Below are 26,095 nucleotides of genomic sequence, written 5' to 3' on the forward strand. Positions count from 1 at the left end.
CAAATCATCAGACAAACCCCCCACGCAGGGCCCGCACCACTATAGTGAGATAAATTCTAAAGTCAATTTGCCTAAAGTCTTGCAGCAGTGGGCTCTTAGCGTGACTGTTGGCTGCATTTTTCCACCGTTTACGCCTTTTATTTCATGGGCGCAATTGCCTATTAGAGGGAGGGTCTGCGCGTTGTCATTAGTGACCTAACTGTCTATACTCGACGTCCGACCGCCAGGGGCTTTTGGCCTTGTTTCAAGGGGTCGTCACTCCCTGGGCGTGGGTACCTGACCAGTGCACTTCCCAACAACTTTGCCCTGATTGTTAGGGGCTCTTCAGTGTGAAAAAAAGCCGTGAATAGCCAACGACCTGTAAACCTCGACCTAAGGACCATCAAACTCCCAGTCACTGCTTACACGTCCATTCTTCATCGTATCTCCGGAATCATCCTGTTTGTCGGCCTTGCCATCATGCTTTATGCATTAAGCAAGTCGCTCGGTTCCGAGGAAGGTTTCGGCGAAGTGAAGGCGTGTTTGACCAGCGTGCTAGCCAAGCTAGTGATTTGGGGTCTCTTGTCCGCCTTGCTGTATCACTTGGTGGCAGGTATTCGCCACTTGATCATGGACATGGGCATCGGTGAATCGCTGGAAGGCGGCAAACTGGGCTCGAAAATCGTTCTCGCCGTATCCGTGGTGTTGATCGTTCTGGCAGGAGTATGGATATGGTAACCAACGTCACTAACCTGTCGCGTTCGGGCCTCTACGACTGGATGGCGCAACGCGTATCTGCGGTCGTGCTCGCGGCTTATTTCATATTCCTGATCGGATACATCGTCGCACACCCAGGCCTGGGCTTTGCCCAATGGCATGAGCTGTTCGCGAACAGCTGGATGCGTATCTTCAGTCTGCTGGCGCTTGTCGCACTGGGCGCTCATGCCTGGGTTGGCATGTGGACCATCGCGACTGACTACCTGACGTCGATGGCGCTGGGCAAGTCTGCGACTGCAATACGTTTCCTTTTCCAAGCAGTATGCGGCATCGCCATGTTCGCTTACTTCGTCTGGGGTGTGCAGATTCTTTGGGGTATCTGATTCATGGCTAACATTAATACGCTTTCTTTTGACGCCATCATTATTGGTGGTGGCGGTGCCGGCATGCGCGCTGCGTTGCAGTTGGCCCAAGGTGGTCACAAGACTGCTGTAGTGACCAAGGTGTTTCCGACTCGCTCCCATACCGTTTCTGCACAGGGCGGCATCACTTGCGCCATCGCTTCGGCAGATCCAAACGATGACTGGCGCTGGCACATGTACGATACCGTCAAAGGCTCCGATTATATCGGTGACCAGGACGCTATCGAATACATGTGCTCCGTAGGCCCGGAAGCCGTGTTCGAACTCGAGCACATGGGTTTGCCGTTCTCCCGCACTGAGCAGGGCCGTATTTATCAGCGTCCCTTCGGTGGCCAGTCGAAAGACTTCGGCAAGGGCGGGCAGGCTGCACGTACTTGCGCAGCAGCCGACCGCACTGGTCACGCGCTGTTGCACACCTTGTACCAGGCCAACTTGAAGGCCGGTACCGTATTCCTCAACGAATACTATGGTGTTGATCTGGTGAAGAACCAGGATGGCGCTTTTGTCGGCATCATTGCCATCTGCATCGAAACCGGTGAAACCTCATATATCCGTGCGAACGCGACTGTATTGGCCACTGGCGGCGCGGGCCGTATCTATTCGTCGACTACCAATGCCTTGATCAATACCGGTGACGGTATCGGTATGGCGTTGCGAGCGGGCGTGCCGGTTCAAGATATTGAAATGTGGCAGTTCCATCCAACCGGTATCGCCGGTGCAGGTGTACTGGTTACTGAAGGCTGTCGTGGTGAAGGCGGTTACCTGATCAACAAGCATGGTGAGCGTTTCATGGAGCGTTACGCTCCGAACGCCAAAGACCTTGCGGGTCGTGATGTGGTAGCACGCTCAATGGTTAAGGAGATCATCGCCGGCAACGGTTGTGGTCCGGATGGCGACCACGTAATGCTCAAGCTTGATCACTTGGGTGAGGAAGTGCTGCACAGTCGTCTGCCAGGGATCATGGAGCTGTCCAAGACCTTCGCTCACGTCGATCCTGCGGTTGCTCCAATCCCGGTAGTGCCAACTTGCCACTATATGATGGGCGGCGTTCCGACCAACATTCATGGTCAGGCGATTACCCAGAATGCTGAAGGCGTGGATCAGATCATTCCCGGTCTGTTCGCAGTGGGCGAAGTGGCCTGCGTATCGGTCCACGGTGCTAACCGTCTGGGCGGCAACTCGTTGCTCGACCTGGTGGTCTTTGGTCGCGCTGCCGGTATCCACCTGGAACAAAGCCTGCGTGAAGGCGTTGACTACCGTCGCGCGTCTGAGACCGACATCGACTTCGCCCTCGAGCGCCTTGCTGGCTTGAACGAGCGTACCACCGGCGAAGATGTCGCTTCGCTGCGCAAAGAGCTGCAAAGCTGCATGCAGAACTACTTCGGTGTATTTCGTACCGGCGAATATATGCAGAAAGGTATTACTCAATTGGCGGATCTGCGTACGCGCATCGCCAACGTCAAGATCAACGACAAGAGCCAGGCGTTTAACACGGCCCGTATCGAAGCTCTGGAATTGCAAAACCTGCTGGAAGTGGCGGAAGCCACTGCGATCGCCGCAGAAGTGCGTAAAGAGTCACGCGGCGCTCATGCCCGTGAAGACTTTGAAGAGCGCGACGACGTGAATTGGCTATGCCACTCCCTGTTTTTCCCGAGCGACAAGCGCGTAACCAAACGTGCCGTAAACTTCTCGCCGAAAACCGTTCCGACTTTCGAACCCATGATCCGTACTTATTAAGGGTGGCCGATATGTTGCAAGTCAGTGTTTATCGCTACAACCCCGATCAGGACGCAGCTCCGTTCATGCAGGAATTTCAGGTCAATACTAACGGTAAAGACTTGATGGTTCTGGATGTGTTGGCGCTGGTCAAAGAGCAGGACGAAGGATTCTCTTATCGTCGCTCTTGCCGTGAAGGTGTATGTGGTTCCGACGGTATGAATATCAACGGCAAAAACGGCTTGGCGTGCATCACGCCACTGTCTGCCGTGGTCAAGGGCAATAAGTTGGTGGTACGTCCACTACCTGGTTTGCCGGTTATTCGTGACCTCGTCGTTGATATGAGCATCTTCTACAAGCAATACGAGAAGGTGAAACCGTACCTGCTCAACGATTCGCCGGCTCCGGCCATCGAGCGCCTGCAGACACCAGAAGAACGTGAAAAGATTGATGGCCTGTACGAGTGCATCCTGTGCGCTTGCTGCTCGACTTCCTGCCCGTCCTTCTGGTGGAACCCAGACAAGTTCCTCGGTCCAGCGGCACTGCTGCAAGCCTATCGTTTCTTGGCTGACAGCCGTGACACTCACACCCAGGAACGTCTGGCTTCGCTGGATGACCCGTTCAGCGTATTCCGCTGCCGCGGGATCATGAACTGCGTGAACGTGTGTCCGAAGGGCCTGAACCCTACCAAGGCTATCGGCCACATTCGCAGCATGCTGCTACAAAGCGGCGTTTAATTTGTAACGTTGTACCTGTAACTGCTTTACCCGTACTAGCTGCGGCGCAGGCTTCAACCGGCGCCGTAGTTTTAACCTGAGCAGTAGCTCATGAAGCTGCGGCTCTTATTTTGAAGAAATGAGACCAGCAGGGGCATCCGGGCTGGTACCCGGACTATCTGCGTGGACCTCGGTGGCTTGTTTTAGTCGCGACACATGGGCTTTTTCAAGCGGGCTGTAGTGTCTTCGCCGGTGGTGTCCCCTTACCGAGGGTGACCAAGCATGCAAGAAAGCGTGATGCAGCGCATGTGGAACAGTGCCCACCTTTCCGGTGGTAACGCTGCCTATGTGGAAGAGCTCTACGAGCTCTACCTGCACGACCCTAACGCTGTGCCAGAAGAATGGCGCACCTACTTTCAGAAGTTGCCCGCTGACGGCAGCACTGCCACCGATGTATCGCACTCGACGATTCGCGATCACTTCGTGTTGCTGGCTAAAAACCAGCGCCGCGCCCAACCGGTATCTGCCGGCAGCGTGAGCAGCGAACACGAGAAAAAGCAGGTTGAAGTGTTGCGGCTTATCCAGGCGTATCGGATGCGGGGCCATCAAGGCGCTCAGCTCGATCCGTTGGGTTTGTGGCAACGTCCAGCGCCCGCTGACCTGTCGATCAATCATTACGGTTTGACCAACGCTGATCTTGATACCACTTTCCGCGCCGGTGATTTGTACATCGGCAAAGAGGAGGCGAGCCTACGCGAAATTCTCGATGCCTTGCAGCAGACATATTGCCGCACCATCGGTTCCGAGTTTACGCACATCGTCGATTCCGAGCAGCGTAACTGGTTCATGCAGCGCCTCGAAAGCGTGCGCGGACGTCCGGTGTTTTCCGCTGACATCCAAAGCCACCTGCTTGAGCGCGTAACGGCAGCCGAAGGCCTGGAAAAATACCTGGGCACTAAGTACCCGGGCACCAAGCGATTCGGTCTGGAAGGCGGCGAAAGCCTGATTCCAATGCTCGATGAATTGATCCAGCGTTCGGGTTCATATGGCACCAAGGAAATCGTGATCGGCATGGCCCACCGTGGTCGCCTGAACGTCCTGGTCAACACCTTTGGCAAGAACCCACGCGACTTGTTCGACGAGTTCGAGGGCAAAAAGAAGGTTGAACTCGGTTCCGGTGACGTCAAGTACCACCAGGGGTTTTCGTCCAACGTGATGACCGCGGGCGGCGAAGTTCACCTTGCGATGGCGTTCAACCCATCTCACCTGGAGATCGTTTCTCCGGTGGTAGAAGGGTCGGTTCGTGCTCGTCAGGATCGTCGTAACGATCCGACCGGTGACAAGGTTCTGCCTATATCCATCCACGGTGACGCTGCGTTTGCAGGTCAAGGCGTGGTCTTGGAAACCTTCCAGATGTCGCAGACTCGCGGCTTCAAGACGGGCGGCACAATCCACATCGTCATCAACAACCAGGTTGGTTTCACCATCAGCAACCCGGAAGACGCGCGCTCCACGGAGTATGCGACCGACGTTGCCAAGATGATCCAGGCACCGATTCTCCATGTAAATGGCGATGATCCTGAAGCTGTCGTGTTCGTGACACAGTTGGCCATCGATTACCGCATGCAGTTCAAGCGTGACATTGTGATTGATCTTGTCTGCTATCGCCGTCGCGGTCACAACGAAGCGGACGAGCCAAGTGGCACTCAGCCGTTGATGTACCAGCAGATCGCCAAACAGCGGACTACGCGTGAGCTGTACGCCGAAAGCCTGACCAAGGCCGGTGTCGTCGATGACGCCCGTGTACAAGCAAAAATCGACGACTATCGCAACGCGCTGGACGCCGGTCTGCACGTGGTGAAAAGCCTGGTCAAAGAGCCGAATAAAGAGTTGTTCGTCGATTGGCGTCCGTATTTGGGTCATGCCTGGACCGCTCGTCACGACACCCGTTTCGACTTGAAGACCTTGCAAGAACTGTCTGCAAAAATGATGGAGCTGCCAGAAGGCTTCGTGGTTCAGCGTCAGGTATCGAAGATCTACGAAGACCGTCAGAAGATGCAGGCCGGTGGCTTGCCGATCAACTGGGGTTACGCTGAAACCATGGCGTACGCGACTTTGGCATTCGAAGGTCACCCCGTTCGAATCACTGGGCAGGACGTAGGTCGCGGTACTTTCTCGCACCGCCACGCAGCGCTGCATAACCAGAAAGACGGTGCTACTTACATCCCATTGCAGAATCTGTACAAAGGTCAGCCGCGTTTCGACCTGTACGATTCCTTGCTGTCGGAAGAAGCGGTATTGGCGTTTGAGTACGGTTACTCGACTACCGAGCCTAATGCGTTGGTCATCTGGGAAGCTCAGTTCGGTGATTTTGCCAACGGTGCTCAAGTAGTTATTGACCAGTTCATCACCAGCGGTGAGCACAAGTGGGGCCGTCTGTGCGGTCTGACCATGTTGCTGCCTCACGGTTATGAAGGCCAGGGTCCAGAGCACTCGTCTGCGCGTCTGGAGCGTTACCTGCAATTGTGTGCCGAGCACAACATTCAGGTTTGCGTACCAACCACGCCGGCTCAGATCTACCACCTGTTGCGTCGTCAAGTCATCCGTCCGCTGCGCAAGCCGCTGATCGTGCTGACGCCGAAGTCGCTGCTGCGCCATAAGTTGGCGGTTTCGACGCTGGAAGATCTGGCCGAAGGCTCGTTCCAGACCGTTATTCCAGAAGTGGATGCGCAGGACCCGGCCAATGTAGGTCGCGTCGTACTGTGTAGCGGCAAGGTTTACTACGACCTGCTGGAAAAACGCCGTGCCGAAGGTCGTGATGACATCGCCATCGTACGTCTTGAGCAGCTGTACCCGTTCCCGGAAGACGACTTGATCGAAGTCCTGGGTCCGTACAAAAACCTTAAGCACATCGTCTGGTGTCAGGAAGAGCCGATGAACCAGGGCGCCTGGTACGGCAGCCAGCATCACATGCGTCGCATCATCAGTGGTCACAACAAGGCATTGGTCCTTGAGTACGCTGGTCGTGACGCCTCTGCGGCTCCGGCTTGTGGTTATGCCTCGATGCATGCCGAACAGCAGGCAAAACTGCTCAAAGATGCATTCACCGTTTAACGCCTTCGTGCATCAGAAACCGAATTTAAGGAACCACAGATAATGGCTATCGAAATCAAAGCCCCCACTTTCCCGGAATCGGTTGCCGACGGTACCGTTGCTACCTGGCATAAAAAGCCTGGGGACGCCGTCAAGCGTGACGATCTGGTCGTCGACATCGAAACCGACAAGGTGGTGCTTGAAGTTCTGGCTACCGCTGACGGCGTCATGGGCTCAATCGTTAAAAACGAAGGCGACACCGTTCTGTCCGATGAACTACTAGGTACATTGGAAGCTGTTGGCGCTGCTGTTGCGTCGGCGCCTGCTGCTGCCACTCCGACCCAGGCTGCTTCTGCTCCTGCAACAGCACCTGGCGCTGGTGACGAAGATGCAATCGCAGCACCGGCCGCGCGCAAGCTGGCTGAAGAAAATGGCATCAATCTGGCCAGCGTCAAAGGTACCGGTAAAGACGGTCGCGTTACAAAGGAAGACGTCGTTGCTGCTGTAGACGCTAAGAAATCCGCGCCAGCCGCTGCTCCTGCACCAGTTAAAGCGGCTGCGGCCGCGCCTGTTTTCGCGGCTGGTGATCGCGTTGAAAAACGTGTTCCGATGACGCGTCTGCGTGCCAAGGTTGCAGAGCGCCTAGTTGAAGCTCAGTCGAACATGGCAATGCTGACCACGTTTAACGAAGTCAACATGAAGCCGATCATGGAGCTACGTTCGAAGTACAAGGATCTATTCGAGAAGTCGCATAACGGTGTACGTCTTGGCTTCATGTCGTTCTTCGTAAAAGCGGCCACCGAGGCGCTGAAACGCTATCCGGCGGTCAATGCTTCCATTGACGGTACCGATATCGTCTACCACGGCTATTCAGACGTCGGCGTTGCCGTGTCGAGTGATCGCGGTTTGGTGGTTCCGGTTCTGCGTAACGCTGAGCTGATGAGCCTGGCTGAAATCGAAGGCGGCATTGCTGCTTTCGGCAAAAAAGCCAAAGACGGCAAGCTGACCATGGATGACATGACCGGCGGTTCCTTCACCATCTCCAACGGTGGTACCTTCGGTTCGCTGTTGTCGACGCCAATCGTCAATCCGCCACAAGCGGCTATCCTGGGCATGCACAAAATCCAGGAACGTCCAATGGCGGTCAAAGGTGAAGTCGTGATACTGCCAATGATGTATCTGGCACTTTCGTACGATCACCGCTTGATCGATGGCAAAGAAGCAGTGACCTTCCTGGTTACCATCAAGGACTTGCTGGAAGACCCGGCACGTCTGTTGTTGGATATCTGACGGGGTAGCTAAAGCGGTTAGCGTCAAGCGGCTAGTAAAAGAGCTTGACGATAGTGCGTTAGCTGACGGAAATATTTAAATGAACAGGCTGCATGCTTGTCTGTAATACATCACAGATCGGCTTGCGGCTTGTAGCTTGAAGCTTGCAGCTAAAGAGGAACTCTTTTTTATGTCCCAGAAATTTGACGTAGTAGTGATTGGCGCGGGCCCTGGCGGCTATGTTGCTGCTATCAAGGCTGCGCAACTTGGTCTTAAGACGGCTTGCATCGAGAAGTATCAGGACAAGGAGGGCAAGTTAGCCCTCGGCGGTACCTGCCTGAACGTTGGCTGCATTCCATCCAAGGCACTGCTGGACAGCTCCTGGAAGTTCTACGAAGCCAAAAACGGCTTCAAAATTCACGGTATTTCGACGTCTGAAGTGACCATGGATGTTGCTGCAATGATCGGCCGCAAAGCTACCATCGTTAAGGGCCTGACAGGCGGCGTAGCCAGCCTGTTTAAAGCCAATGGTGTAACTTCCCTGCAAGGCCATGGCAAGTTGCTGGCCGGTAAGAAAGTTGAATTGACCAAGCCTGATGGTACGGTTGAAGTGATCGAAGCGGACCACGTGATTCTGGCCTCTGGCTCACGTCCGATCGACATTCCACCGGCTCCGGTTGATAACAACGTGATCGTTGATTCCACTGGCGCGCTTGAATTCCAGCAAGTTCCAAAGCGCCTCGGCGTGATCGGCGCTGGCGTGATTGGCCTGGAGTTGGGTTCGGTTTGGGCGCGTCTTGGCGCACAGGTTACGGTTCTTGAAGCACTGGAAAAATTCATTCCAGCCGCTGATGAAGCCGTTTCCAAAGAGGCGTTGAAAACGTTCACCAAGCAGGGCCTGGACATCAAGCTCGGCGCACGGGTGACCGGTTCCAAGGTCAACGGCGAAGAAGTCGTTGTGACCTACACTGATTCGACCGGCGAGCAAACCATCACGTTTGACCGTTTGATCGTTTCCGTGGGCCGTCGTCCGGTGACCACCGAACTGTTGGCTTCCGACAGTGGCGTGAACCTTGACGAACGTGGTTTCATCTACGTCAATGATCAGTGTGAAACCAGCGTTCCGGGTGTTTACGCCATTGGTGACGTGGTTCGTGGTCTGATGCTGGCGCACAAAGCCTCGGAAGAGGGCATCATGGTTGTCGAACGCATCAAGGGTCACAAAACCCAGATGAACTACGACCTGGTTCCGTCGGTTATCTACACTCACCCTGAAATCGCATGGGTCGGTAAAACCGAGCAGACCTTGAAGGCTGAAGGCGTTGAAGTTAATGTCGGCGTCTTCCCGTTCGCTGCCAGTGGCCGTGCCATGGCTGCCAACGACACCGGTGGTTTCGTCAAAGTTATCGCTGATGCCAAGACTGACCGCGTTTTAGGCGTTCACGTCATTGGTCCAGGCGCTGCAGAGCTTGTGCAGCAAGGCGCAATCGGCATGGAATTTGGCACCAGTGCCGAAGATATCGGGATGATGGTTTTCTCTCACCCGACGCTGTCCGAAGCTTTGCATGAAGCCGCATTGGCTGTGAATGGCCACGCCATCCATATCCAGAACAAGAAAAAACGTTAAAACGAAACCACGGCGGGCCGCCCGTCGTGGGTCTTGCGAGCAAGATTCACCGCGGAATGTCCGCCGGACCAGACCTCCGAGGCGAATTCAGGAACGTACAGAACTCTCACGTTCGGCACATTCCTGAGGTCACCTGGAGTCAGTCACAGGTGGTGCGTCACTTTTATAAGTGCAGCACCGAATGCGCAGTACTAACGAAGACGGTAATAAGCATGAATCTCCACGAGTATCAGGGTAAGCAGCTGTTCGCTGAATACGGCCTGCCAGTATCAAAAGGCTACGCAGTAGACACCCCGGAAGCTGCAGCAGAAGCTTGCGATAAAATTGGCGGTACCGAATGGGTCGTCAAAGCCCAGGTTCACGCCGGTGGTCGCGGTAAAGCGGGCGGCGTAAAGCTGGTTCGCAGCAAAGAAGACGCCGCAGCTTTCGCTCAACAGTGGTTGGGCAAGCGTCTTGTGACTTACCAAACCGATGCCAATGGTCAGCCAGTCACCAAGATCCTGGTTGAATCCTGCACCGACATCGCTAAAGAGCTGTACCTCGGCGCTGTAGTGGATCGTTCGAGCCGTCGTATTGTGTTCATGGCTTCCACCGAAGGTGGCGTGGACATCGAGAAAATCGCTCACGACACGCCTGAGAAAATTCTCAAAGCCACGATCGATCCATTGGTTGGCGCTCAGCCATTCCAGGGTCGCGAATTGGCTTTCCAGTTGGGTCTGGAAGGCAAGCAAGTCACTCAGTTCGCGAAGATCTTCGTTGGCCTTGCAAAACTGTTCAAGGATCACGATCTGGCTTTGCTGGAAGTGAACCCGTTGGTCATCAAAGCTGACGGCGATCTGCACTGCCTTGATGCCAAGCTGAACATCGACGCTAACGCAATGTACCGTCAGCCTAAGCTGAAAACTTTCCACGATCCGTCGCAAGATGATCCGCGCGAAGCGCACGCCGCCAAGTTCGAACTGAACTACGTAGCGCTGGAAGGCAACATCGGTTGCATGGTCAACGGTGCTGGCTTGGCCATGGGTACCATGGACATCGTCAATCTGCATGGCGGCAAACCAGCCAACTTCCTCGACGTGGGCGGCGGTGCTACCAAAGAACGCGTTACTGAAGCATTCAAAATCATTCTGTCCGACACTAACGTCGCTGCAGTATTGGTTAACATCTTCGGCGGCATTGTTCGTTGCGACATGATTGCTGAAGGCATCATCGGTGCAGTGAAAGAAGTTGGCGTGAAAATCCCGGTTGTTGTTCGCCTTGAAGGTAACAACGCTGAACTGGGCGCTAAAGTACTGGCAGAAAGCGGCTTGAACATCATCGCTGCTACCAGCCTGACCGACGCTGCTCAACAAGTTGTCAAAGCTGCGGAGGGCAAATAATGAGCGTCCTGATCAATAAAGACACCAAAGTTATCTGCCAGGGTATTACCGGTTCGCAAGGTAGCTTCCACACCCAGCAAGCGATCGAATACGGCACCAAGATGGTGGGTGGCGTAACTCCGGGCAAAGGCGGCACCGAGCACTTGGGTCTGCCAGTGTTCAACACCGTGAAAGAAGCTGTAGAGCAAACTGGCGCTACCGCCAGCGTTATCTACGTTCCAGCTCCTTTCTGCAAGGACTCGATCCTTGAAGCGGCGTTCGGCGGCATCAAGCTGATCGTGTGCATCACCGAAGGCATTCCTACACTGGACATGCTGGATGCCAAGGTCAAGTGTGACGAACTGGGCGTGATTCTGATTGGGCCTAACTGCCCAGGCGTGATCACTCCGGGCGAATGCAAGATCGGTATCATGCCTGGTCACATCCACTTGCCAGGCAAGGTCGGTATCGTGTCGCGTTCCGGCACCCTGACTTACGAAGCAGTCAAGCAGACGACTGACGCCGGTTTCGGTCAGTCGACCTGTGTAGGTATCGGCGGTGACCCGATCCCAGGCTCGAACTTCATCGACATCCTGAAACTGTTCCAGGAAGACCCTAAGACTGAAGCGATCGTTATGATCGGTGAGATCGGCGGTTCGGCTGAAGAAGAAGCGGCTGCCTATATCAAGGCGCACGTGACAAAGCCGGTTGTTTCCTACATCGCTGGTGTGACTGCCCCTGCGGGCAAGCGCATGGGCCATGCTGGCGCAATCATCTCCGGCGGCAAAGGTACTGCAGACGAGAAATTCGCTGCACTGGAAGACGCTGGCGTGAAAACCGTGCGTTCTCTGGCAGATATCGGCAAGGCCTTGGCTGAGCTGACTGGTTGGGCTGTGAAGTAAGCTTTTGCTTACCTGACGCAACAACCAACAAAGGCCACCTTCGGGTGGCCTTTGTGCGTCTGGGTTTTAACCCCACAGACTGCCGGTCCTCTGTAAGGTTTAACGTGTTGGCGATAATCGCAGAAACACCGCGCCTAATTTCAGTGTGTCTGCTTTTCCTTCATTCAATTAATTTTTGCGGAATATCCAAAATACGACACTATCTGTCGTTAATGGGACTTTACGCACCTTAATAGTGCGCTTAGTAGCCTAATTCGTTAGGCTAGCCGCCGTTTTGCGTCGCCCCGATTCAGCAATGTGGTGTTCTCCGTAATGAAAGTGTTGAAAGGTCAGGACATCCTGGCACTCGGCTTTATGACGTTCGCCCTGTTTGTCGGGGCCGGCAATATTATCTTCCCGCCTATGGTCGGACTTCAGGCCGGACCGCACGTATGGCAGGCAGCGGTAGGTTTTTTGATCACGGCAGTAGGTCTTCCGGTTATTACCGTCGTTGCGCTGGCTAAAGTCGGCGGCGCTATGGATGCTTTGAGCAGCCCAATCGGTAAAGTTGCCGGCGGTATTCTCGCGGCAGTCTGCTATTTGGCTGTAGGCCCACTTTTTGCCACGCCGCGCACTGCCAGTGTGTCGTTCGAAGTCGGTTTTGCACCGCTGACCGGGGACGGTCCGTTGGCGTTGTTTCTGTACAGTCTGGTGTATTTCATCTTGGTGTTCTGGGTATCGCTGTATCCCGGTCGGCTGCTCGACACGGTGGGTCGTTTTCTGGCGCCGATGAAAATTTTTGCACTGGCAATGTTGGGTATTGCGGCCTTTGCTTTGCCGGCGGGAGATGTGGGTATTGCAGAGCCCGCGTATGTGGTCGCCCCGTTTTCTCAGGGCTTCATCAACGGTTACCTGACCATGGACACCTTGGGCGCCCTGGTATTTGGCATTGTCATCGTCAATGCCATTCGCTCGCGCGGGGTCACTTCGCCACAGTTGATCACTCGCTACGCCATTATTGCCGGTCTGATTGCCGGGGTAGGGCTGGCACTGGTCTACATAAGCTTGTTTCGTCTGGGCTCCGGCAGTCACGTCATTGCTGCGGGGGCGGGCAATGGCGCGGTGGTGCTTCACGCCTACGTGCAACACACCTTTGGCTCATTGGGCAGCGGCTTCCTTGCGGTGCTGATTTCACTGGCGTGTTTGGTCACCGCAGTCGGTCTGACCTGCGCATGTGCCGAATACTTCAGCGCAATATTACCGTTGTCTTATAAAAACCTCGTGCTCATGCTGGCAGTATTTTCGTTGTTAGTATCAAACTTGGGCCTGACCAAGTTGATTCAGTTTTCAATTCCGGTACTGACTGCGATCTACCCGCCTTGCATCGTGCTTGTGGGGCTGAGCTTTTGTAAAAATTTCTGGTATTCGCAGCGTCTGATTGTGGCACCGGTGATGTTGGTGTCGCTTGTGTTTGGCATTATTGATGCCCTAAAAGGTGCCGGGCTTAGCGATGGACTACCTAGCCAATTGATCCATTTGCCGTTGAGTGACCAAGGGCTGGCATGGCTAGTGCCGACGATGATCACATTGATAGGCGCAGTTGCGTTCGACCGTCTACTGGGAAAGCGCCCTGCGCTAGCCTAACGAATAAAGCCCGCACATGGCGGGCTTTAAGATGTTAAGAACGACTGATTTATTTAGTGGTAGTGGGAGCCGGAGTTTGGGAGTTGGCTTCTTTAGCGCGCTCTTGGGCGGCTTCGGCATTTTTCTGAGCGGCCATTTGACTCTCTTTGGCGGCATCGTTGACTTTATCTTGGGCTTTGCTCATCGAATCTTGAGACTGCTGAGCGGCTTTATTGGCCTCTTGTTGTTTGTTCTCGCTGGATTTATCGCAAGCGGCCAAACCAAGGGTGGCAGAGAGCATCAGGACAACGAATAAAGATTTACGCATGGGTTGTTTCTCCTTATTGAACATATCTACTGGCCTTTCGAGCGTGACTCAGTGAGTTAAGTTCAACATCCCTATAGATATCTATGAGTTGCTGTGTCAACCGCTTTGCGCTGCGGCTATGCTGGGCCTACCAAAAACAAGAGTTTAACTGATGAGCGAAAATTCGATTTTCGACATTGCAGTGCAATTTGTTTCGGTGCTTAGGCATTGTCAGGTACTGGGAATGCGCGTCCATACCGCGAACGCCGACGGTATGACCCTAATCCTTCCCTACAGTGAACAAATCGTCGGAAACCCCGAAACGGGAGCCATTCACGGCGGTGCGTTAACGTCGCTGATGGACAGTACCTGCGCAATAGCCATCCTTTGCGTATTGCCCAAGTTTGAAGTCTGTCCAACCCTCGACCTGCGCATCGACTACATGCATTCGGCGCAACCGCACAAAGACGTTTACGGATTCGCCCAGTGTTATCGAGTTACCAGTGATGTAATTTTCACCCGTGGATTTGCCTATCAGGACGACCCCCAACGCCCCATTGCCCATGTAGTCGGAACCTTTATGCGCATGGGCAAAAGCGTCAATGGCGCCATCCAGTTAAGCGATCCACAGAGGGCTTAGCGCTATGACCATCGATTTTAAGGCGCAAGTTCGTTTGGCTCATCAGCACAATAGCTATGAATCCTTATTCGAAATGATTCCCTACGCCCGCCTGATCGGTATCGAATGTACCCGGCGGGGCGGCGTTTTGATTTTTCGTCTGCCCGCTAACGGCGACAACATTGGTAACCCGCTGTTGCCGGCCATTCACGGCGGTGTCATCGCGGGCTTCATGGAGCTTGCCGCGGCCATGCACTTACTGATCGCTACTGATTCGGGAGCGGTGCCGAAAATCATCGATTTTTCGGTTGACTACCTTCGCGCCGGATATTTTCGCGATACTTACGCGCAATGTCAGGTTTGGCGTCAAGGGCGGCGGGTTGCAAACGTTGCTGTTACTGCCTGGCAAACTCTTTCTACCGAACCGATTGCCACTGCGCGGGCTCATTTCAAAATTGAAGAATCGTAGATCAAACAACTCAAGCTCTTGAAATCTGATACCCAGCCCCCACCTTGATGACATCCCGCCGCTGTGTACGCGGCTTTTGCCATCTGATTGGAGTTTGATGACCATGAGTGTGGAAACTCAAAAGGAAACCCTGGGCTTCCAGACCGAGGTGAAGCAGCTGCTGCACCTCATGATCCATTCGCTGTATTCCAACAAGGAAATTTTCCTTCGCGAATTGATCTCGAACGCCTCTGACGCCGTTGATAAATTACGCTTCGAGGCCTTGTCCAAACCGGACCTGCTCGAAGGCGGTGCTGAGTTAAAAATCCGTGTGAGCTTCGACAAAGACGCGAAAACCGTCACCCTCGAAGACAACGGCATCGGCATGAGCCGTGAAGACGCGATTACTCACTTGGGCACCATCGCCAAGTCGGGCACTGCGGACTTCATGAAGAATCTGTCTGGTGACCAGAAAAAAGATTCACACCTTATCGGCCAGTTTGGTGTTGGCTTCTACTCGGCGTTCATTGTTGCCGACAAGGTTGAAGTGTTCAGCCGTCGTGCTGGCATTCCTGCAAGCGAAGGCGTGCATTGGTCTTCAAAAGGCGAGGGCGAATTTGAAATCGCTACCGTCGAAAAGGCTGATCGTGGTACGCGCATCGTTTTGCACCTGAAAAGCGCTGAAGATGAATTCGCCGACGGTTACCGTCTGCGCAACATCATCAAGAAATATTCTGACCACATCGCGTTGCCCATTGAGCTGCCAAAAGAACAGGCCGCTGCCGAAGGTGAAGCCACGCCTGAAGTGGAGTGGGAAACCGTTAACCGCGCCAGTGCGCTCTGGACCCGTCCTCGCACCGAGGTGAAGGACGAGGAATACCAGGAGTTTTACAAGCACATAGCCCATGACTTCGAAAACCCGCTGAGCTGGAGCCATAACAAGGTTGAAGGCAAGCTGGAATACAGCTCGTTGCTCTATGTGCCAGCCCGTGCTCCGTTCGATCTTTATCAGCGTGAAGCACCCCGCGGTCTGAAACTGTACGTGCAGCGCGTTTTCGTGATGGATCAAGCTGAGTCGTTCTTGCCGCTGTACCTGCGCTTCATCAAGGGCGTGGTCGATTCCAATGACCTGTCGTTGAACGTCTCGCGGGAAATTCTGCAGAAAGACCCGATCATCGATTCGATGAAATCGGCGCTGACCAAGCGTGTCTTGGACATGCTGGAAAAACTGGCGAAAAACGAGCCTGATCAATACAAAGGCTTCTGGAAAAACTTCGGCCAGGTCATGAAGGAAGGCCCGGCAGAAGATTTCTCCAACAAGGAAAAAATCGCTGGCTTGCTGCGTTTCGCATCGACCCACGAAGACGGTGGCGAACAAGTCGTCGCACTGACCGAGTACTTGGCCCGCGCCAAGGAAGGTCAGGACAAGATCTATTACCTGACCGGCGAAACCTACGCTCAGGTTAAAAACAGCCCGCATCTGGAAGTCTTCCGCAAGAAAGGCATTGAAGTGCTGCTGTTGACTGACCGCATCGACGAATGGTTGATGAGCTACCTCAGCGATTTCGACGGCAAAGGGTTTGTCGACGTAGCGCGTGGTGACTTGGATCTTGGCAAATTGGACTCCGAAGAGGACAAGAAAGCCCAAGAAGAAGTCGCCAAGGATAAAGAAGGTCTGATCGAGCGTCTGAAAGCCGCGCTAGGCGAGGCTGTCAGCGAAGTGCGGGTTTCCCACCGTTTGACCGACTCGCCGGCGATTCTGGCAATCGGCGAACAAGATCTGGGCCTGCAAATGCGCCAGATCCTTGAAGCCAGCGGTCAGAAGGTTCCGGATTCCAAGCCGATCTTTGAATTCAACCCCGCTCACCCGCTGATTGCCAAGCTCGATGCTGAGCAAAGTGAAGAGCGATTTGATGACCTATCACATATTTTGTTCGACCAAGCGGCATTGGCTGCAGGCGATAGCCTGAAGGACCCCGCCGCTTATGTTCGTCGACTAAACAAGTTACTGGTAGAGTTGTCGGTTTAAACACCAGCGAAAAGCCCGCTTCGGCGGGTTTTTTTATTGTTTTTTTTGAGGGCTGCAAATGAGTAACGTCACCGTTCATTCCGTGGTTTACCAAGTTGACGGCCAATCCTACGAAAGCCGTCTGGCGTTTGATTCCAGTGATACATCCTCACGTCCGGGCCTGGTCATGGCTCCGAACTGGATGGGCGTCAGCGAAGGTGCAGAGAAGATTGCGCAATCGGTAGCCGAACAAGGTTACGTAGTTCTACTTGCTGATCTCTATGGACAGGGAATACGTCCGCAGAACGGCGATGAAGCAGGCGCTGCCATGATGCCGTTGAAGAATGATCGGGCGTTGGTACGTAAGCGTATGTTGGCGGCTCTCGATGCACTTAAATCGCACGCGAATGCCCCAGTCGACAACAACAAGCTGGGAACTTTTGGTTTTTGCTTCGGTGGTTGCTGCTCCTTGGAGCTGGCGCGCAGCGGTGCTGATCTGAAAGCCACCGTCACGTTCCACGCGACATTGGATACGCCTAATCCGGCCGATGCTAACAACATCAAAGGCTCGGTATTGGTTTTGCACGGCGCTTCTGACCCCTTGGTGGCGAAAGAACAGCTCCCAGCGTTTGAAGAAGAAATGAATGCGGCGGGCGTGGATTGGCAATTGCTGAGTTACGGCGGCGCAGTACATTCGTTTACTGACCCGCATGCTAACGTAGCGGGCAAGATGATGTACGACGCCAAGACTGCAAAACGCGCCTTTGCGTCAATGCATAATTTGCTAGATGAAGTGTTCAAAGGATGATATTGGCGGCTCTTGTGTAGAGGCCGTCTTGACCTTCATCGCTCCTCAAGGCTTAAGTTCGAAGTACATATCGTGGTTAGCCACGGTGGGCTTCGGCGCTTAGGTTTTTCGGTTTGAACAGCTGCTCGATTTCTCGAGCAAGAACAGGTTTGCTGAATAAATATCCTTGCATTTCATCGCAACCGTTCTCCCGTAGAAACACCTGCTGTGCCTCGGTTTCGACCCCTTCGGCGATGACTTTGAGGTTAAGCTTATGCCCCAGTGATATGACTGCCGTTGCGATAGCCTTGTCATTTTCGTTATCGGGAAGGTCTCGGATGAATGATTGATCGATTTTCAAGCGCACGATAGGGAAGCTTTTCAGCGCTGCAAGGCTCGAATAGCCAGTGCCGAAGTCATCTATAGAAAGCCGCACCCCCATAGCCTGTAGCTTCTCCATTTTGCTGATGGCTTGCTGCAGATCTTGCATGATCAAGCTTTCTGTCAGTTCTAGCTCCAAGTACATTGGCTCCAAATTGCTCTCCAGCAAGGCGTGCTCGACTCGGTGGATCAAATCCCTTTCGATAAACTGACGGGCGGAGATATTGACTGACATGGTAATAGGAGGCAGCCCAGCATCTTGCCAAGCTTTAGCCTGAAGGCACGCACTGTGGATCACCCAGTCACCAATAGGAACAATCAACCCTGTCTCTTCGGCTTGAGAGATGAACTTGATGGGAGAAACAATTCCCAGGTCCGGGTGTTGCCAGCGAATCAACGCTTCCACACCAATAATTTGACCAGTATGCAAGTCTATTTGAGGCTGATAGAGCAACAAGAACTCTTCGTTTTCGATAGCGTTACGCAGCCCGTCTTGCAGGGCAAGTTTGCCTTGGTGTCTGGTGTTCATCTCGTGGGTGTAAAACTGGTAGCCGTTGCGTCCCATCTCTTTTGAACGATACATGGCGGCGTCTGCGTTCCTAAGCAGCGTGTCGGTGTCGATACCATCAGCGGGGTAGGTTGCCAAGCCCATACTGCACGTGACGTGGAGCGTGTGCCCGCTGAGGTGAATCGGTTGCAGGATGGATTCTTGAATATTCTGCAGGACTGACGTGATGTCCTCGGCGTCCGAAGGCTGGTCAAACAGGATAATAACGAATTCATCTCCCCCCAGCCTGACAACGGTGTCGGTGCGTCTTACTGACTTGACCATCCGGCTGGCTACGGTTTTCAAGAGCTCGTCGCCAGCGCTATGGCCCAGGCTGTCGTTTACCAGTTTGAATTTGTCCAGATCAATAAACGCCACGGTGACTAAACGGCCGAAACGCTGAGCATAAATGATGGCTTGTTTAAGCCGGTCTTCCAGCAGTAGGCGGTTTGGCAGACCGGTTAACGCGTCATGATCGCCCATGTAGCGGATACGATTTTCCGTGTGCTTGCGTTCGATGGCGATGCCAGCGAGCTGCGTGGCGCCGTCTAGCAATTGTATTTCGGTTGCCAATGGGCTGCGCACGGTCTTTGAGTATAAGGCGAACGTGCCAAGCACCTCGCGCTCGCGGGATAAAATCGGCGTTGACCAGCACGCTCTGATACCGTGCGTAATAGCAAGTTCGCGATAGTCGGTCCACAAGGGATCTTGTTCGATGTCCGAGACAATGACGGGTTCCCTTCGATACACGGCGGTGCCACACGAACCCACGCGGGGGCCAATGGCGACGCCATTGATTGCCTGAACATAGTCATGCGGCAAGCTGGGGGCTGCACCGTGTAGCAGGTGCTCGCCATCTTCGTCCAATAGCAGAATGGACACCATCATTCCCTCCAGCTGGGATTCAATCACCCGAGCCAGAGAGTCCAAAACTGCCTCTAATTCAGTGCTGGTTGCTATCAGCTCAAGCACATGGCTTTGCCCGGTACGGGTGACGACCTCTTGTTGCAACTGAGTATTCTGTAGGGCGAGCCGCTCTTGAGCAGCGCTCAGCTGTGCAGTGCGGTTCTCCAATTGCTGACGGTCGCTGAGAAACTGACTCACGGCACCGGCCATGGCGCCGATTTCATCCCTTTCATTCACGCCCAGGGAATACTGGTGTTCGTCAATCCGGCCTTGACGTAATTGGCGGCTAATTTCATTCAAACGCACCAATACCCGTCTACCCATGAAGACACGTGCTACAAACCCTGCAATTAACAAACTGCCCGCCAGGATGACCAGAATCCAGCGTTGGCTGCGAGTGGACGCGTCGACCAATTGCTGAACGGCGAGGCGATATTCCTGGGTAAATACGCCAGATTGCACCTGTGCTGCATGCACCAATGCGCGCGCTTGATTTTGCAGTTCGTCACGAAACCGTTGCAGGGCCTGACGTTGGTTGATCAATTTCAGACGCAAAGAAAATAGATCGTGCGCGCCAGCATCAACGTTACCCGGTGGTTGCAAGTCCAGGGCGATCAGGTCGTCACGGATCAGTTCAGGCAATGATCCAGTGGTTTCACCTTTTTTGATGAACGACGCGCGCAAGTCGCGCACGACGTCTGGATCATTTGCTGACGGCAGGCTGTAGAGCAGCACTGCCAGCTCCAGGCTATTGGCGGTGCGGGTGTGCTTAAGAAGTGCGGTTCGATCGTCGAGCGCCATATCGAAAGCTACTTCAGTCTGCAGCACGCCCTCGCGCAATTGCGCAACGATGTTGGCGGTATTGCGAAACAGCTGGCTGGACTGGTGCAGATCAAGCACCGCGAGCCCGTTGCTAGTGTCTGACAGTTGCAGCATTGAGTAGTCGACGGCCTCAAGCTGTTCAATCATTTTTGCGTAGGTCGAACGTAAGGTTTCAAACGAAGTGGTGGTCAACAACTGGTCGGTCTGGCGCTCGATCAGTAATGTGTTTTGCAGCATGTCCTGCCCTGCCTGCATGTGCATTAGCCGTTCTTGCGTCAATTGGTGGGTTGCATTGTTTGCACTGCGCAGGGCATAGACCGCCGTTGCGCCACCCGCCAGGATTAGCAGCGCCAGCGCCAGCAGGGCAAGGGAAAACTGGGCGCGCAGTGATTGCGGTATCAACCGCTGATAAGCAGTGTTAACTCGCAGCGCCGGTGCCATTGTCAGGGATTCCATATTTTTCGGTACCTGTCCCTGTAGCCATTTTCGGGGTCATATTGAAAATTTCTGCTACCGGCTGCGCCAGTGCTATCGACATTCACCAGATGGATCGGCGCCACGAAACCGCTGACTACTTGACCGACAATCAAGCGGTTCAACTCATCCATCACCTGCCAGCCCTGTTGGTTCAGCGGCTCTGCGACCGTGGCGGTTTGGTAGGTCTTTGCTTGAATGCGTAGAAAGGCGGACGCGCTACCATCGCCAGCTGAAATCAAGCTGAGTCCGTCGGCAGGTATCCCCGCAGCGGTCAACGCAGTGATGGCGTAGTCGAAGTACAGGTCGTTGATTGCTAGGGTATGTGTCCAGCGTTTGCCATATTGCCGCAGTAACTGATTAGTTATGGCAGGCATACGTTCGCTGCTGTCCGCGAGCGCTACGTCACGCACTTCCAGCAACGTGCAGTCTTTGCAAGCGCGTATGATTTCTTCCATGGCCTTGGCCTTGGCCGTCGCGATACTGTATTTACTGTCCGTCAGGATCACCACGCCTGCGTGTCCGTCGGATTGAGCCACTGCCGCGAGAGCTGCGAGTTGGGCGACTTTTATGGGTTCGCTGGTGACGTTCATTGCCAATGGCGTGCCGGCGACAGGGCCGGATTGCGCAGCGGTGTGCCAGCCAACAACCGGGCTGCCCAACCCCGCAAAAGCAGCCAATGCCGAGTTGTTTTCAACGGCGTCAGAACCGCATAGCACGAGGCCGTCTGGTTTAATCGCCAGTGCATCACCTAGCGCTTTGGTACGTCCGCTTGACGTCCCTCCGCCGTCGAATACCTTTAGCGTCCACCCCATTGCAATCGCTGCTTCGCGTGCGCCTTGGGCAACGCCAATAATCCCGCCGTTGCGAAGGTCTTCCGTCACCAAAGCAATGACCTTGCCCTTGGGTGCTGGCGGACCTGTCGAAGGGCCATTCCATTGAACTGTTTCCCGGGTAGCCTTTGCAACGATCTGTTTGGCTTCGACGACAAAGGCGTGGTTGTCTTCGGCGTCTACCCGTGAAGATGATCTCGGTAACTCCTGGGCATAACTCGGAAATGAAGAGAGAAAAAAAACCGCTGAAATTAACAATAACCTAGGCGTGCTTGACCGTATTAATCGACCCACGCGTTTATTGCGCATGACGTGGGCGATCAAGTCGCCATTAAGGTTGGTTGCTTCCATGACATCCCTTTTAGATGAAAAGCCAGTGCCACTGGAATCCGCTAGGATGCACCAGAGTTCTGTCATCAGGCCCCCGAAGGGACAGAGTGCAGGTGTTTCGTTTCCTTTATCTGGGTTCTTGCACTGTAAGCAGAGCAGGGTGCCATAGGATCGAAGTTCGTTTATATCCTTTACTACAATTCACGCTTTTACAAGGCGACCAACGTGTACAAATCACCGGCAGAAAAACGGCACCCGAAGGTGCCGTGTTCAATGCAGGAGAATGTTACTTGCCCTGCCAGCGTTTCAGTACCAGCGTCGCGTTTGTGCCACCAAAACCGAAGCTGTTGCTCATAACCTGGTCGATCTTTGCGTTCTCCCGGGTCTTGGTTAGGATCGGCATGTCGGCTACTACCGGGTCCAGCTCGTCGATGTTGGCGGAGCCGGCAATGAAGTTGCCTTCCATCATGAGTAGGCAGTAGATTGCTTCGTGCACGCCAGCGGCGCCCAGCGAGTGACCCGACAGGCTTTTGGTCGAGCTGATCGCGGGTGCGTTGGTACCGAAGACTTCACGCACGCCTTCCATTTCTTTAGCGTCGCCTACCGGGGTAGAGGTACCGTGGGTATTGATGTAATCAATCGGTCCTTCAATGGTAGACATCGCCATCTGCATGCAGCGGATCGCGCCTTCACCGCTCGGTGCGACCATGTCGTAGCCATCGGACGTAGCGCCGTAGCCAACGATCTCGGCGTAAATTTTCGCGCCTCGCGCAAGAGCGTGCTCCAGCTCTTCAACTACAACCATGCCGCCGCCACCTGCAATGACGAAACCATCACGCTTGGCGTCGTATGCACGGGAGGCTTTTTCTGGGGTTTCGTTGTATTGAGTAGACAACGCGCCCATGGCGTCGAACAGGAACGATTGGCTCCAATGTTCTTCTTCACCTCCGCCGGCGAAAACGATGTCTTGCTTACCCATCTGAATCTGCTCCATGGCTGTGCCGATGCAGTGAGCACTGGTTGCACAGGCGGAAGAGATTGAGTAGTTCAGACCCTTGATCTTGAACGGGGTTGCCAGACAGGCAGAAACGGTGCTGCCCATGGTCCGAGTGACGCGGTATGGACCAACGCGCTTGACGCCTTTTTCGCGCAATATATCTAGCGCTTCCATCTGGTTCAGCGTCGAAGCACCGCCACTGCCTGCAACGAGGCCGGTACGCGGGTTGGATACTTGATCTTCGCTTAGGCCTGAATCAGCGATGGCATCTTTCATGGCCAGATAGGCGTAAGCCGCAGCATGGCCGACGAAGCGATAGATTTTGCGATCAATCATCTCTTCAAGGTTAAGGTCGATGGAGCCGGAAACTTGGCTGCGCAGACCCATTTCGGCATATTCCGGATTAAAACGGATGCCAGGGCGGCTTGCACGCAAGTTGGCGGAAACGGTGTCTTTGTCATTGCCCAAGCAGGAAACAATGCCCAGACCAGTGATAACGACGCGGCGCATGCGGATACCCTTAAAAGTTGTCAGTGGAAGTGAACAGGCCGACACGTAGGCTTTCGGCGCTGTAAATTTCGCGGCCATCGACGCTCACGGTGCCATCGGCAATCGCCAGGACCAGTTTGCCGCGCATGGTGCGTTTGATTTGAATGTTGTAAGTGATTTTTTTTGCAGTCGGTAGCACTTGGCCGAAAAACTTGACTTCGCCTGAACCCAAGGCGCGTCCGCGGCCAGGGTTGCCTTGCCAGCCAAGGTAAAAGCCAACCAGTTGCCACATGGCATCAAGGCCCAGGCAACCTGGCATTACAGGGTCGCCTTCAAAGTGACAGGCAAAAAACCACAGGTCGGGATTAATATCCAACTCGGCGACCAATTCACCTTTGCCATACTTGCCACCCTCTTTGTTGATGAGGGTGATGCGGTCCACCATCAGCATGTTAGGGGCGGGCAGTTGCGCATTACCTGGGCCAAACAGCTCGCCGCGACTGCAGCGCAGCAGGTCTTCCCGGGTATAGGCGTTTTGTTGGGTCATGCGAGCTCCTCAATAATCTTGTGCGGCAGGTGGGGGCATAAAGTGCCCCAATAACAAGTCCTGGCCGGATGACGCGCCAGATCTCAGCCGTCAGCCTACTCATAGACTATTGCGTTGTAGTGAAAGTCACAGCACAAGCGGAATGAAAGCACACTTGTGCACTGAACTCATAATCCAACCAGCTTTTACTCGCTGAATTGGCGAACAAGACTGCCGCAATTTATCATTTATCGCCAGTCGCAGATGCTGGAAAGGGTAGCCAATGCTGAAGAATATGCTGGAGATCAGCTCGTTTGAATGGCTTAGCCAAATAATCGTTCATCCCCGCCTGTAAACAGAGCTCGCGGTCGCCGTGAAGGGCATTAGCGGTCAGGGCGATGATCGGCACGTCGGCGCCCCTCGGCAATTGCCGGATCTGTCGTGTGGCTTCGTAGCCATCGATCACGGGTAAGCGGCAATCCATCAAAATCACGGCAAAATAGTTTGACTCGACAATCTTCACTGCTTGCGCGCCGTCATTTGCCACGCTGACCTTGAAGCCCAGACTGCGCAGCATTGCCTCAATGACTGTCTGATTAACAGGGTTGTCTTCGACTAGCAGAACCTGTTGATTATTACCGTCATCCTTACCAATAAAGGCCGGGATGATTTTTTCGATTTTTTGATGGTGGTACAACGTTAGCGGAATCTCTAGGGTAAAGACCGACCCCATTCCTTCTTCACTCTTCGCGCGTAATGTTCCGCCCATGCGTTCGGCCAGTGTCCGAGCGATCGGCAGACCCAATCCGGTGCCTCCATAGCGCCGGGAAATGGAACTGTCTGCTTGCTGGAAGGCGTTAAACATTAGCTCAAGACGTTCGGCAGAAATACCGATGCCACTGTCGCGGACGATGCAGGTAAACCATATCAATTCGTGGTCTAGCAGCTCCCAATGGGTTTCCACTTGAACGCTGCCCAACTCGGTGAACTTCATCGCATTGCCGATCAGGTTAACCAGAATTTGGCGAATCCGCGTCGGATCGCCCAAGACTTCCAGCACGTCCAAGCCTGGCGGCGTTTTTAATTCCAGGGACAGGCCGCGTTGGTGAGCGTTGTGATGGAATGCCTGGGCTGAAGTGCTGATCAAATCTGCCAGGTTGAACGGGATACGCTCCAGCTCAAGGGCGTCACGCTCGAAGCGCGAGAAGTCAAGAATGTCGTTGATAACCCTTAGTAAATGCTCGGTGGACTCGGTGGCTAGCGCAGAGTATTCGGCTTGTTCTTCGGTCATCCGAGTGGTCTCCATTAGCTGCAACATCCCCAGCACGCCGTTCATGGGAGTGCGAATCTCATGACTCATCATCGCCAGAAAATCGGATTTGGCGCTGTTGGCGCGCTCCGCTTCTTCTCGGGTCTGGATCAACTGCGCGATGGCTCGCTGCTGTTCGCCGCTTGCCTCCTCAAGGCCGAAAGCCAAATGGTTGATGTGGCGTGCTAAATCGCCCAGCTCTCCGTCGTCGGGTACGGGCAGCGGCGTACTGTAGTCGCCTTGTTGAATAGCTTTTACCGCTTCGACCATGTCACTAATCGGTTGCGACAAGCTCAGTGCCAAACGTCGTGCCAGAATATAGGTGAACAGCAGGGCAAAAAGGGCAAGGATCGCCGCTTTAAGCAAAATCTCCTGCTGGCGCTGGCTGAATGCATCGTTGGACATGCCCACCAGTACTCGGCCGATATAATCTTCAGGATGGGACCGGGGTGTAGAGCCGCGCTGGGAGTCCGCTTCCAGTCTGATACTTTGCAAGCGGATTGGCGCTTGAAACATTTCAACCTGAGTCGGTCGCGCACCGTTTAGGTCCGGTTGTTCGACGTACACCAGCACGTGATTGGCGTTGTCCTGAACTTCCACAAAGCGCACATGGGGTGTAGCCAGGGTTGCCCGCATCAGGCCCTGCAGAACTTCATAGTTACCAACGATAACGCCGTATTCCGAAGCCGGTGCCAGTTGGTTGGCAATGAGTTGGCCGGTGTAGTTCAGCTCCTGGCGTAAATCCTGAATGCGCACGAAGGTAAAAAAACTGATCAACAATAGCGTCAGCAGCAGCGCCGGGCCCAAGCTGATGATCTGCGTGCGAGTATTGATGCCCCAGCTATTTCGGAACGTCATTGGCCTATTTCCCTCTCAGGCGGCGCTTATTGGCTGGGTTTCCCGTAAAGGGT

20 protein-coding genes are annotated in these 26,095 nt (G+C 54.2%); 14 read left to right on the forward strand and 6 right to left on the reverse strand.

The annotated features are described in order from the left end of the window. Positions 1 to 342: 342 nt before the first annotated feature. From sdhC to brnQ, 10 genes are all read left to right on the forward strand, one after another. Positions 343 to 717 (forward strand): succinate dehydrogenase, cytochrome b556 subunit, encoded by a 375-nt coding sequence (gene sdhC, locus RGW60_RS05815; RefSeq protein ID WP_322202969.1) that lies wholly within the window; start codon positions 343 to 345, stop codon positions 715 to 717. Continuing rightward, on the forward strand, positions 711 to 1,079 hold the full coding sequence (gene sdhD, locus RGW60_RS05820; RefSeq protein ID WP_322202970.1) for a succinate dehydrogenase, hydrophobic membrane anchor protein: 369 nt from the start codon (positions 711 to 713) through the stop codon (positions 1,077 to 1,079). Before sdhC ends, sdhD begins: the two co-directional genes overlap by 7 nt. A gap of 3 nt (positions 1,080 to 1,082) precedes the next feature. Then, positions 1,083 to 2,855, forward strand: coding sequence for a succinate dehydrogenase flavoprotein subunit (gene sdhA / locus RGW60_RS05825; protein ID WP_322202971.1), 1,773 nt, complete (start codon positions 1,083 to 1,085; stop codon positions 2,853 to 2,855). Between the two features lie 11 nt (positions 2,856 to 2,866). Continuing rightward, positions 2,867 to 3,571, forward strand: a complete 705-nt coding sequence (locus RGW60_RS05830; RefSeq protein WP_322202973.1) for a succinate dehydrogenase iron-sulfur subunit — start codon at positions 2,867 to 2,869, stop codon at positions 3,569 to 3,571. Positions 3,572 to 3,832: 261 nt separating this feature from the next. Further along, positions 3,833 to 6,664, forward strand: a complete 2,832-nt coding sequence (locus tag RGW60_RS05835) for a 2-oxoglutarate dehydrogenase E1 component (RefSeq protein ID WP_322202974.1) — start codon at positions 3,833 to 3,835, stop codon at positions 6,662 to 6,664. Positions 6,665 to 6,706: 42 nt separating this feature from the next. Further along, positions 6,707 to 7,933 (forward strand): 2-oxoglutarate dehydrogenase complex dihydrolipoyllysine-residue succinyltransferase, encoded by a 1,227-nt coding sequence (odhB, locus tag RGW60_RS05840; protein WP_322202975.1) that lies wholly within the window; start codon positions 6,707 to 6,709, stop codon positions 7,931 to 7,933. Positions 7,934 to 8,102: 169 nt separating this feature from the next. Next, positions 8,103 to 9,539 (forward strand): dihydrolipoyl dehydrogenase, encoded by a 1,437-nt coding sequence (gene lpdA, locus RGW60_RS05845; RefSeq protein ID WP_322202976.1) that lies wholly within the window; start codon positions 8,103 to 8,105, stop codon positions 9,537 to 9,539. A gap of 212 nt (positions 9,540 to 9,751) precedes the next feature. Further along, positions 9,752 to 10,918 carry an ADP-forming succinate--CoA ligase subunit beta gene (gene sucC / locus RGW60_RS05850; protein ID WP_297837759.1) on the forward strand — a complete coding sequence of 389 codons (1,167 nt, stop codon included), beginning with the start codon at positions 9,752 to 9,754 and terminating at the stop codon, positions 10,916 to 10,918. Then, positions 10,918 to 11,799, forward strand: a complete 882-nt coding sequence (gene sucD / locus RGW60_RS05855) for a succinate--CoA ligase subunit alpha (protein WP_322202978.1) — start codon at positions 10,918 to 10,920, stop codon at positions 11,797 to 11,799. The genes sucC and sucD overlap by 1 nt, the downstream gene beginning before the upstream one ends. Before the next feature lie 312 nt (positions 11,800 to 12,111). Continuing rightward, entirely contained in the window at positions 12,112 to 13,422 is a 1,311-nt protein-coding gene (gene brnQ / locus RGW60_RS05860) for a branched-chain amino acid transport system II carrier protein (RefSeq protein ID WP_322202980.1), read from the forward strand. Positions 13,423 to 13,471: 49 nt separating this feature from the next. Here brnQ and RGW60_RS05865 read toward each other — a convergent pair whose 3' ends face one another. Then, complete coding sequence (locus tag RGW60_RS05865; RefSeq protein ID WP_322202982.1) at positions 13,472 to 13,729, reverse strand: hypothetical protein; 258 nt, start codon at positions 13,727 to 13,729, stop codon at positions 13,472 to 13,474. 151 nt (positions 13,730 to 13,880) lie between these two features. Between RGW60_RS05865 and RGW60_RS05870 the strand changes: the two genes are divergently transcribed. The 4 genes from RGW60_RS05870 to RGW60_RS05885 all read left to right on the forward strand — a co-directional run bounded on the left by RGW60_RS05870 (position 13,881) and on the right by RGW60_RS05885 (position 17,591). Further along, positions 13,881 to 14,348 (forward strand): PaaI family thioesterase, encoded by a 468-nt coding sequence (locus tag RGW60_RS05870; RefSeq protein ID WP_322202983.1) that lies wholly within the window; start codon positions 13,881 to 13,883, stop codon positions 14,346 to 14,348. Between the two features lie 4 nt (positions 14,349 to 14,352). Next, on the forward strand, positions 14,353 to 14,796 hold the full coding sequence (locus RGW60_RS05875) for a PaaI family thioesterase (RefSeq protein ID WP_322202984.1): 444 nt from the start codon (positions 14,353 to 14,355) through the stop codon (positions 14,794 to 14,796). A 103-nt stretch (positions 14,797 to 14,899) separates the two neighbouring features. Continuing rightward, entirely contained in the window at positions 14,900 to 16,804 is a 1,905-nt protein-coding gene (gene htpG / locus RGW60_RS05880) for a molecular chaperone HtpG (RefSeq protein WP_322202985.1), read from the forward strand. A 58-nt stretch (positions 16,805 to 16,862) separates the two neighbouring features. Then, positions 16,863 to 17,591, forward strand: coding sequence for a dienelactone hydrolase family protein (locus RGW60_RS05885; protein ID WP_322202986.1), 729 nt, complete (start codon positions 16,863 to 16,865; stop codon positions 17,589 to 17,591). 76 nt (positions 17,592 to 17,667) lie between these two features. Here the strand turns inward: RGW60_RS05885 and RGW60_RS05890 are convergent, their stop codons facing one another. From RGW60_RS05890 to RGW60_RS05910, 5 genes are all read right to left on the reverse strand, one after another. Then, positions 17,668 to 20,682, reverse strand: a complete 3,015-nt coding sequence (locus tag RGW60_RS05890) for an EAL domain-containing protein (protein WP_322202987.1) — start codon at positions 20,680 to 20,682, stop codon at positions 17,668 to 17,670. Next, positions 20,670 to 21,884, reverse strand: a complete 1,215-nt coding sequence (locus RGW60_RS05895) for a substrate-binding domain-containing protein (RefSeq protein WP_322202989.1) — start codon at positions 21,882 to 21,884, stop codon at positions 20,670 to 20,672. The genes RGW60_RS05890 and RGW60_RS05895 overlap by 13 nt, the downstream gene beginning before the upstream one ends. A 265-nt stretch (positions 21,885 to 22,149) precedes the next feature. Next, entirely contained in the window at positions 22,150 to 23,370 is a 1,221-nt protein-coding gene (fabB, locus tag RGW60_RS05900; RefSeq protein ID WP_322202991.1) for a beta-ketoacyl-ACP synthase I, read from the reverse strand. Between the two features lie 10 nt (positions 23,371 to 23,380). Next, the gene (gene fabA, locus RGW60_RS05905; protein WP_322202992.1) at positions 23,381 to 23,896 is read right to left on the reverse strand and encodes a 3-hydroxyacyl-[acyl-carrier-protein] dehydratase FabA; all 516 of its coding nucleotides are present in this window, start codon (positions 23,894 to 23,896) and stop codon (positions 23,381 to 23,383) included. A 223-nt stretch (positions 23,897 to 24,119) separates the two neighbouring features. Continuing rightward, positions 24,120 to 26,042 (reverse strand): response regulator, encoded by a 1,923-nt coding sequence (locus RGW60_RS05910; protein ID WP_322202993.1) that lies wholly within the window; start codon positions 26,040 to 26,042, stop codon positions 24,120 to 24,122. Between the last annotated feature and the right edge of the window lie 53 nt (positions 26,043 to 26,095).

Source organism: Pseudomonas sp. AB6 (genome assembly GCF_034314105.1).
Classification (GTDB): Bacteria; Pseudomonadota; Gammaproteobacteria; order Pseudomonadales; family Pseudomonadaceae; genus Aquipseudomonas.

Excerpts from the sequence above, each read along its gene's own strand:
- RGW60_RS05830 (WP_322202973.1), top strand. The coding sequence starts at position 2,867 with ATGTTGCAAGTCAGTGTTTATCGCTACAACCCCGATCAGGACGCAGCT.
- RGW60_RS05875 (WP_322202984.1), top strand. The coding sequence starts at position 14,353 with ATGACCATCGATTTTAAGGCGCAAGTTCGTTTGGCTCATCAGCACAAT.
- sucD (WP_322202978.1), top strand. The coding sequence starts at position 10,918 with ATGAGCGTCCTGATCAATAAAGACACCAAAGTTATCTGCCAGGGTATT.
- RGW60_RS05865 (WP_322202982.1), bottom strand. The coding sequence starts at position 13,729 with ATGCGTAAATCTTTATTCGTTGTCCTGATGCTCTCTGCCACCCTTGGT.
- RGW60_RS05885 (WP_322202986.1), top strand. The coding sequence starts at position 16,863 with ATGAGTAACGTCACCGTTCATTCCGTGGTTTACCAAGTTGACGGCCAA.
- RGW60_RS05910 (WP_322202993.1), bottom strand. The coding sequence starts at position 26,042 with ATGACGTTCCGAAATAGCTGGGGCATCAATACTCGCACGCAGATCATC.
- lpdA (WP_322202976.1), top strand. The coding sequence starts at position 8,103 with ATGTCCCAGAAATTTGACGTAGTAGTGATTGGCGCGGGCCCTGGCGGC.
- RGW60_RS05835 (WP_322202974.1), top strand. The coding sequence starts at position 3,833 with ATGCAAGAAAGCGTGATGCAGCGCATGTGGAACAGTGCCCACCTTTCC.
- fabA (WP_322202992.1), bottom strand. The coding sequence starts at position 23,896 with ATGACCCAACAAAACGCCTATACCCGGGAAGACCTGCTGCGCTGCAGT.
- brnQ (WP_322202980.1), top strand. The coding sequence starts at position 12,112 with ATGAAAGTGTTGAAAGGTCAGGACATCCTGGCACTCGGCTTTATGACG.
- sucC (WP_297837759.1), top strand. The coding sequence starts at position 9,752 with ATGAATCTCCACGAGTATCAGGGTAAGCAGCTGTTCGCTGAATACGGC.
- sdhA (WP_322202971.1), top strand. The coding sequence starts at position 1,083 with ATGGCTAACATTAATACGCTTTCTTTTGACGCCATCATTATTGGTGGT.
- htpG (WP_322202985.1), top strand. The coding sequence starts at position 14,900 with ATGAGTGTGGAAACTCAAAAGGAAACCCTGGGCTTCCAGACCGAGGTG.
- RGW60_RS05895 (WP_322202989.1), bottom strand. The coding sequence starts at position 21,884 with ATGGAAGCAACCAACCTTAATGGCGACTTGATCGCCCACGTCATGCGC.
- RGW60_RS05870 (WP_322202983.1), top strand. The coding sequence starts at position 13,881 with ATGAGCGAAAATTCGATTTTCGACATTGCAGTGCAATTTGTTTCGGTG.
- odhB (WP_322202975.1), top strand. The coding sequence starts at position 6,707 with ATGGCTATCGAAATCAAAGCCCCCACTTTCCCGGAATCGGTTGCCGAC.
- fabB (WP_322202991.1), bottom strand. The coding sequence starts at position 23,370 with ATGCGCCGCGTCGTTATCACTGGTCTGGGCATTGTTTCCTGCTTGGGC.
- RGW60_RS05890 (WP_322202987.1), bottom strand. The coding sequence starts at position 20,682 with ATGGAATCCCTGACAATGGCACCGGCGCTGCGAGTTAACACTGCTTAT.
- sdhD (WP_322202970.1), top strand. The coding sequence starts at position 711 with ATGGTAACCAACGTCACTAACCTGTCGCGTTCGGGCCTCTACGACTGG.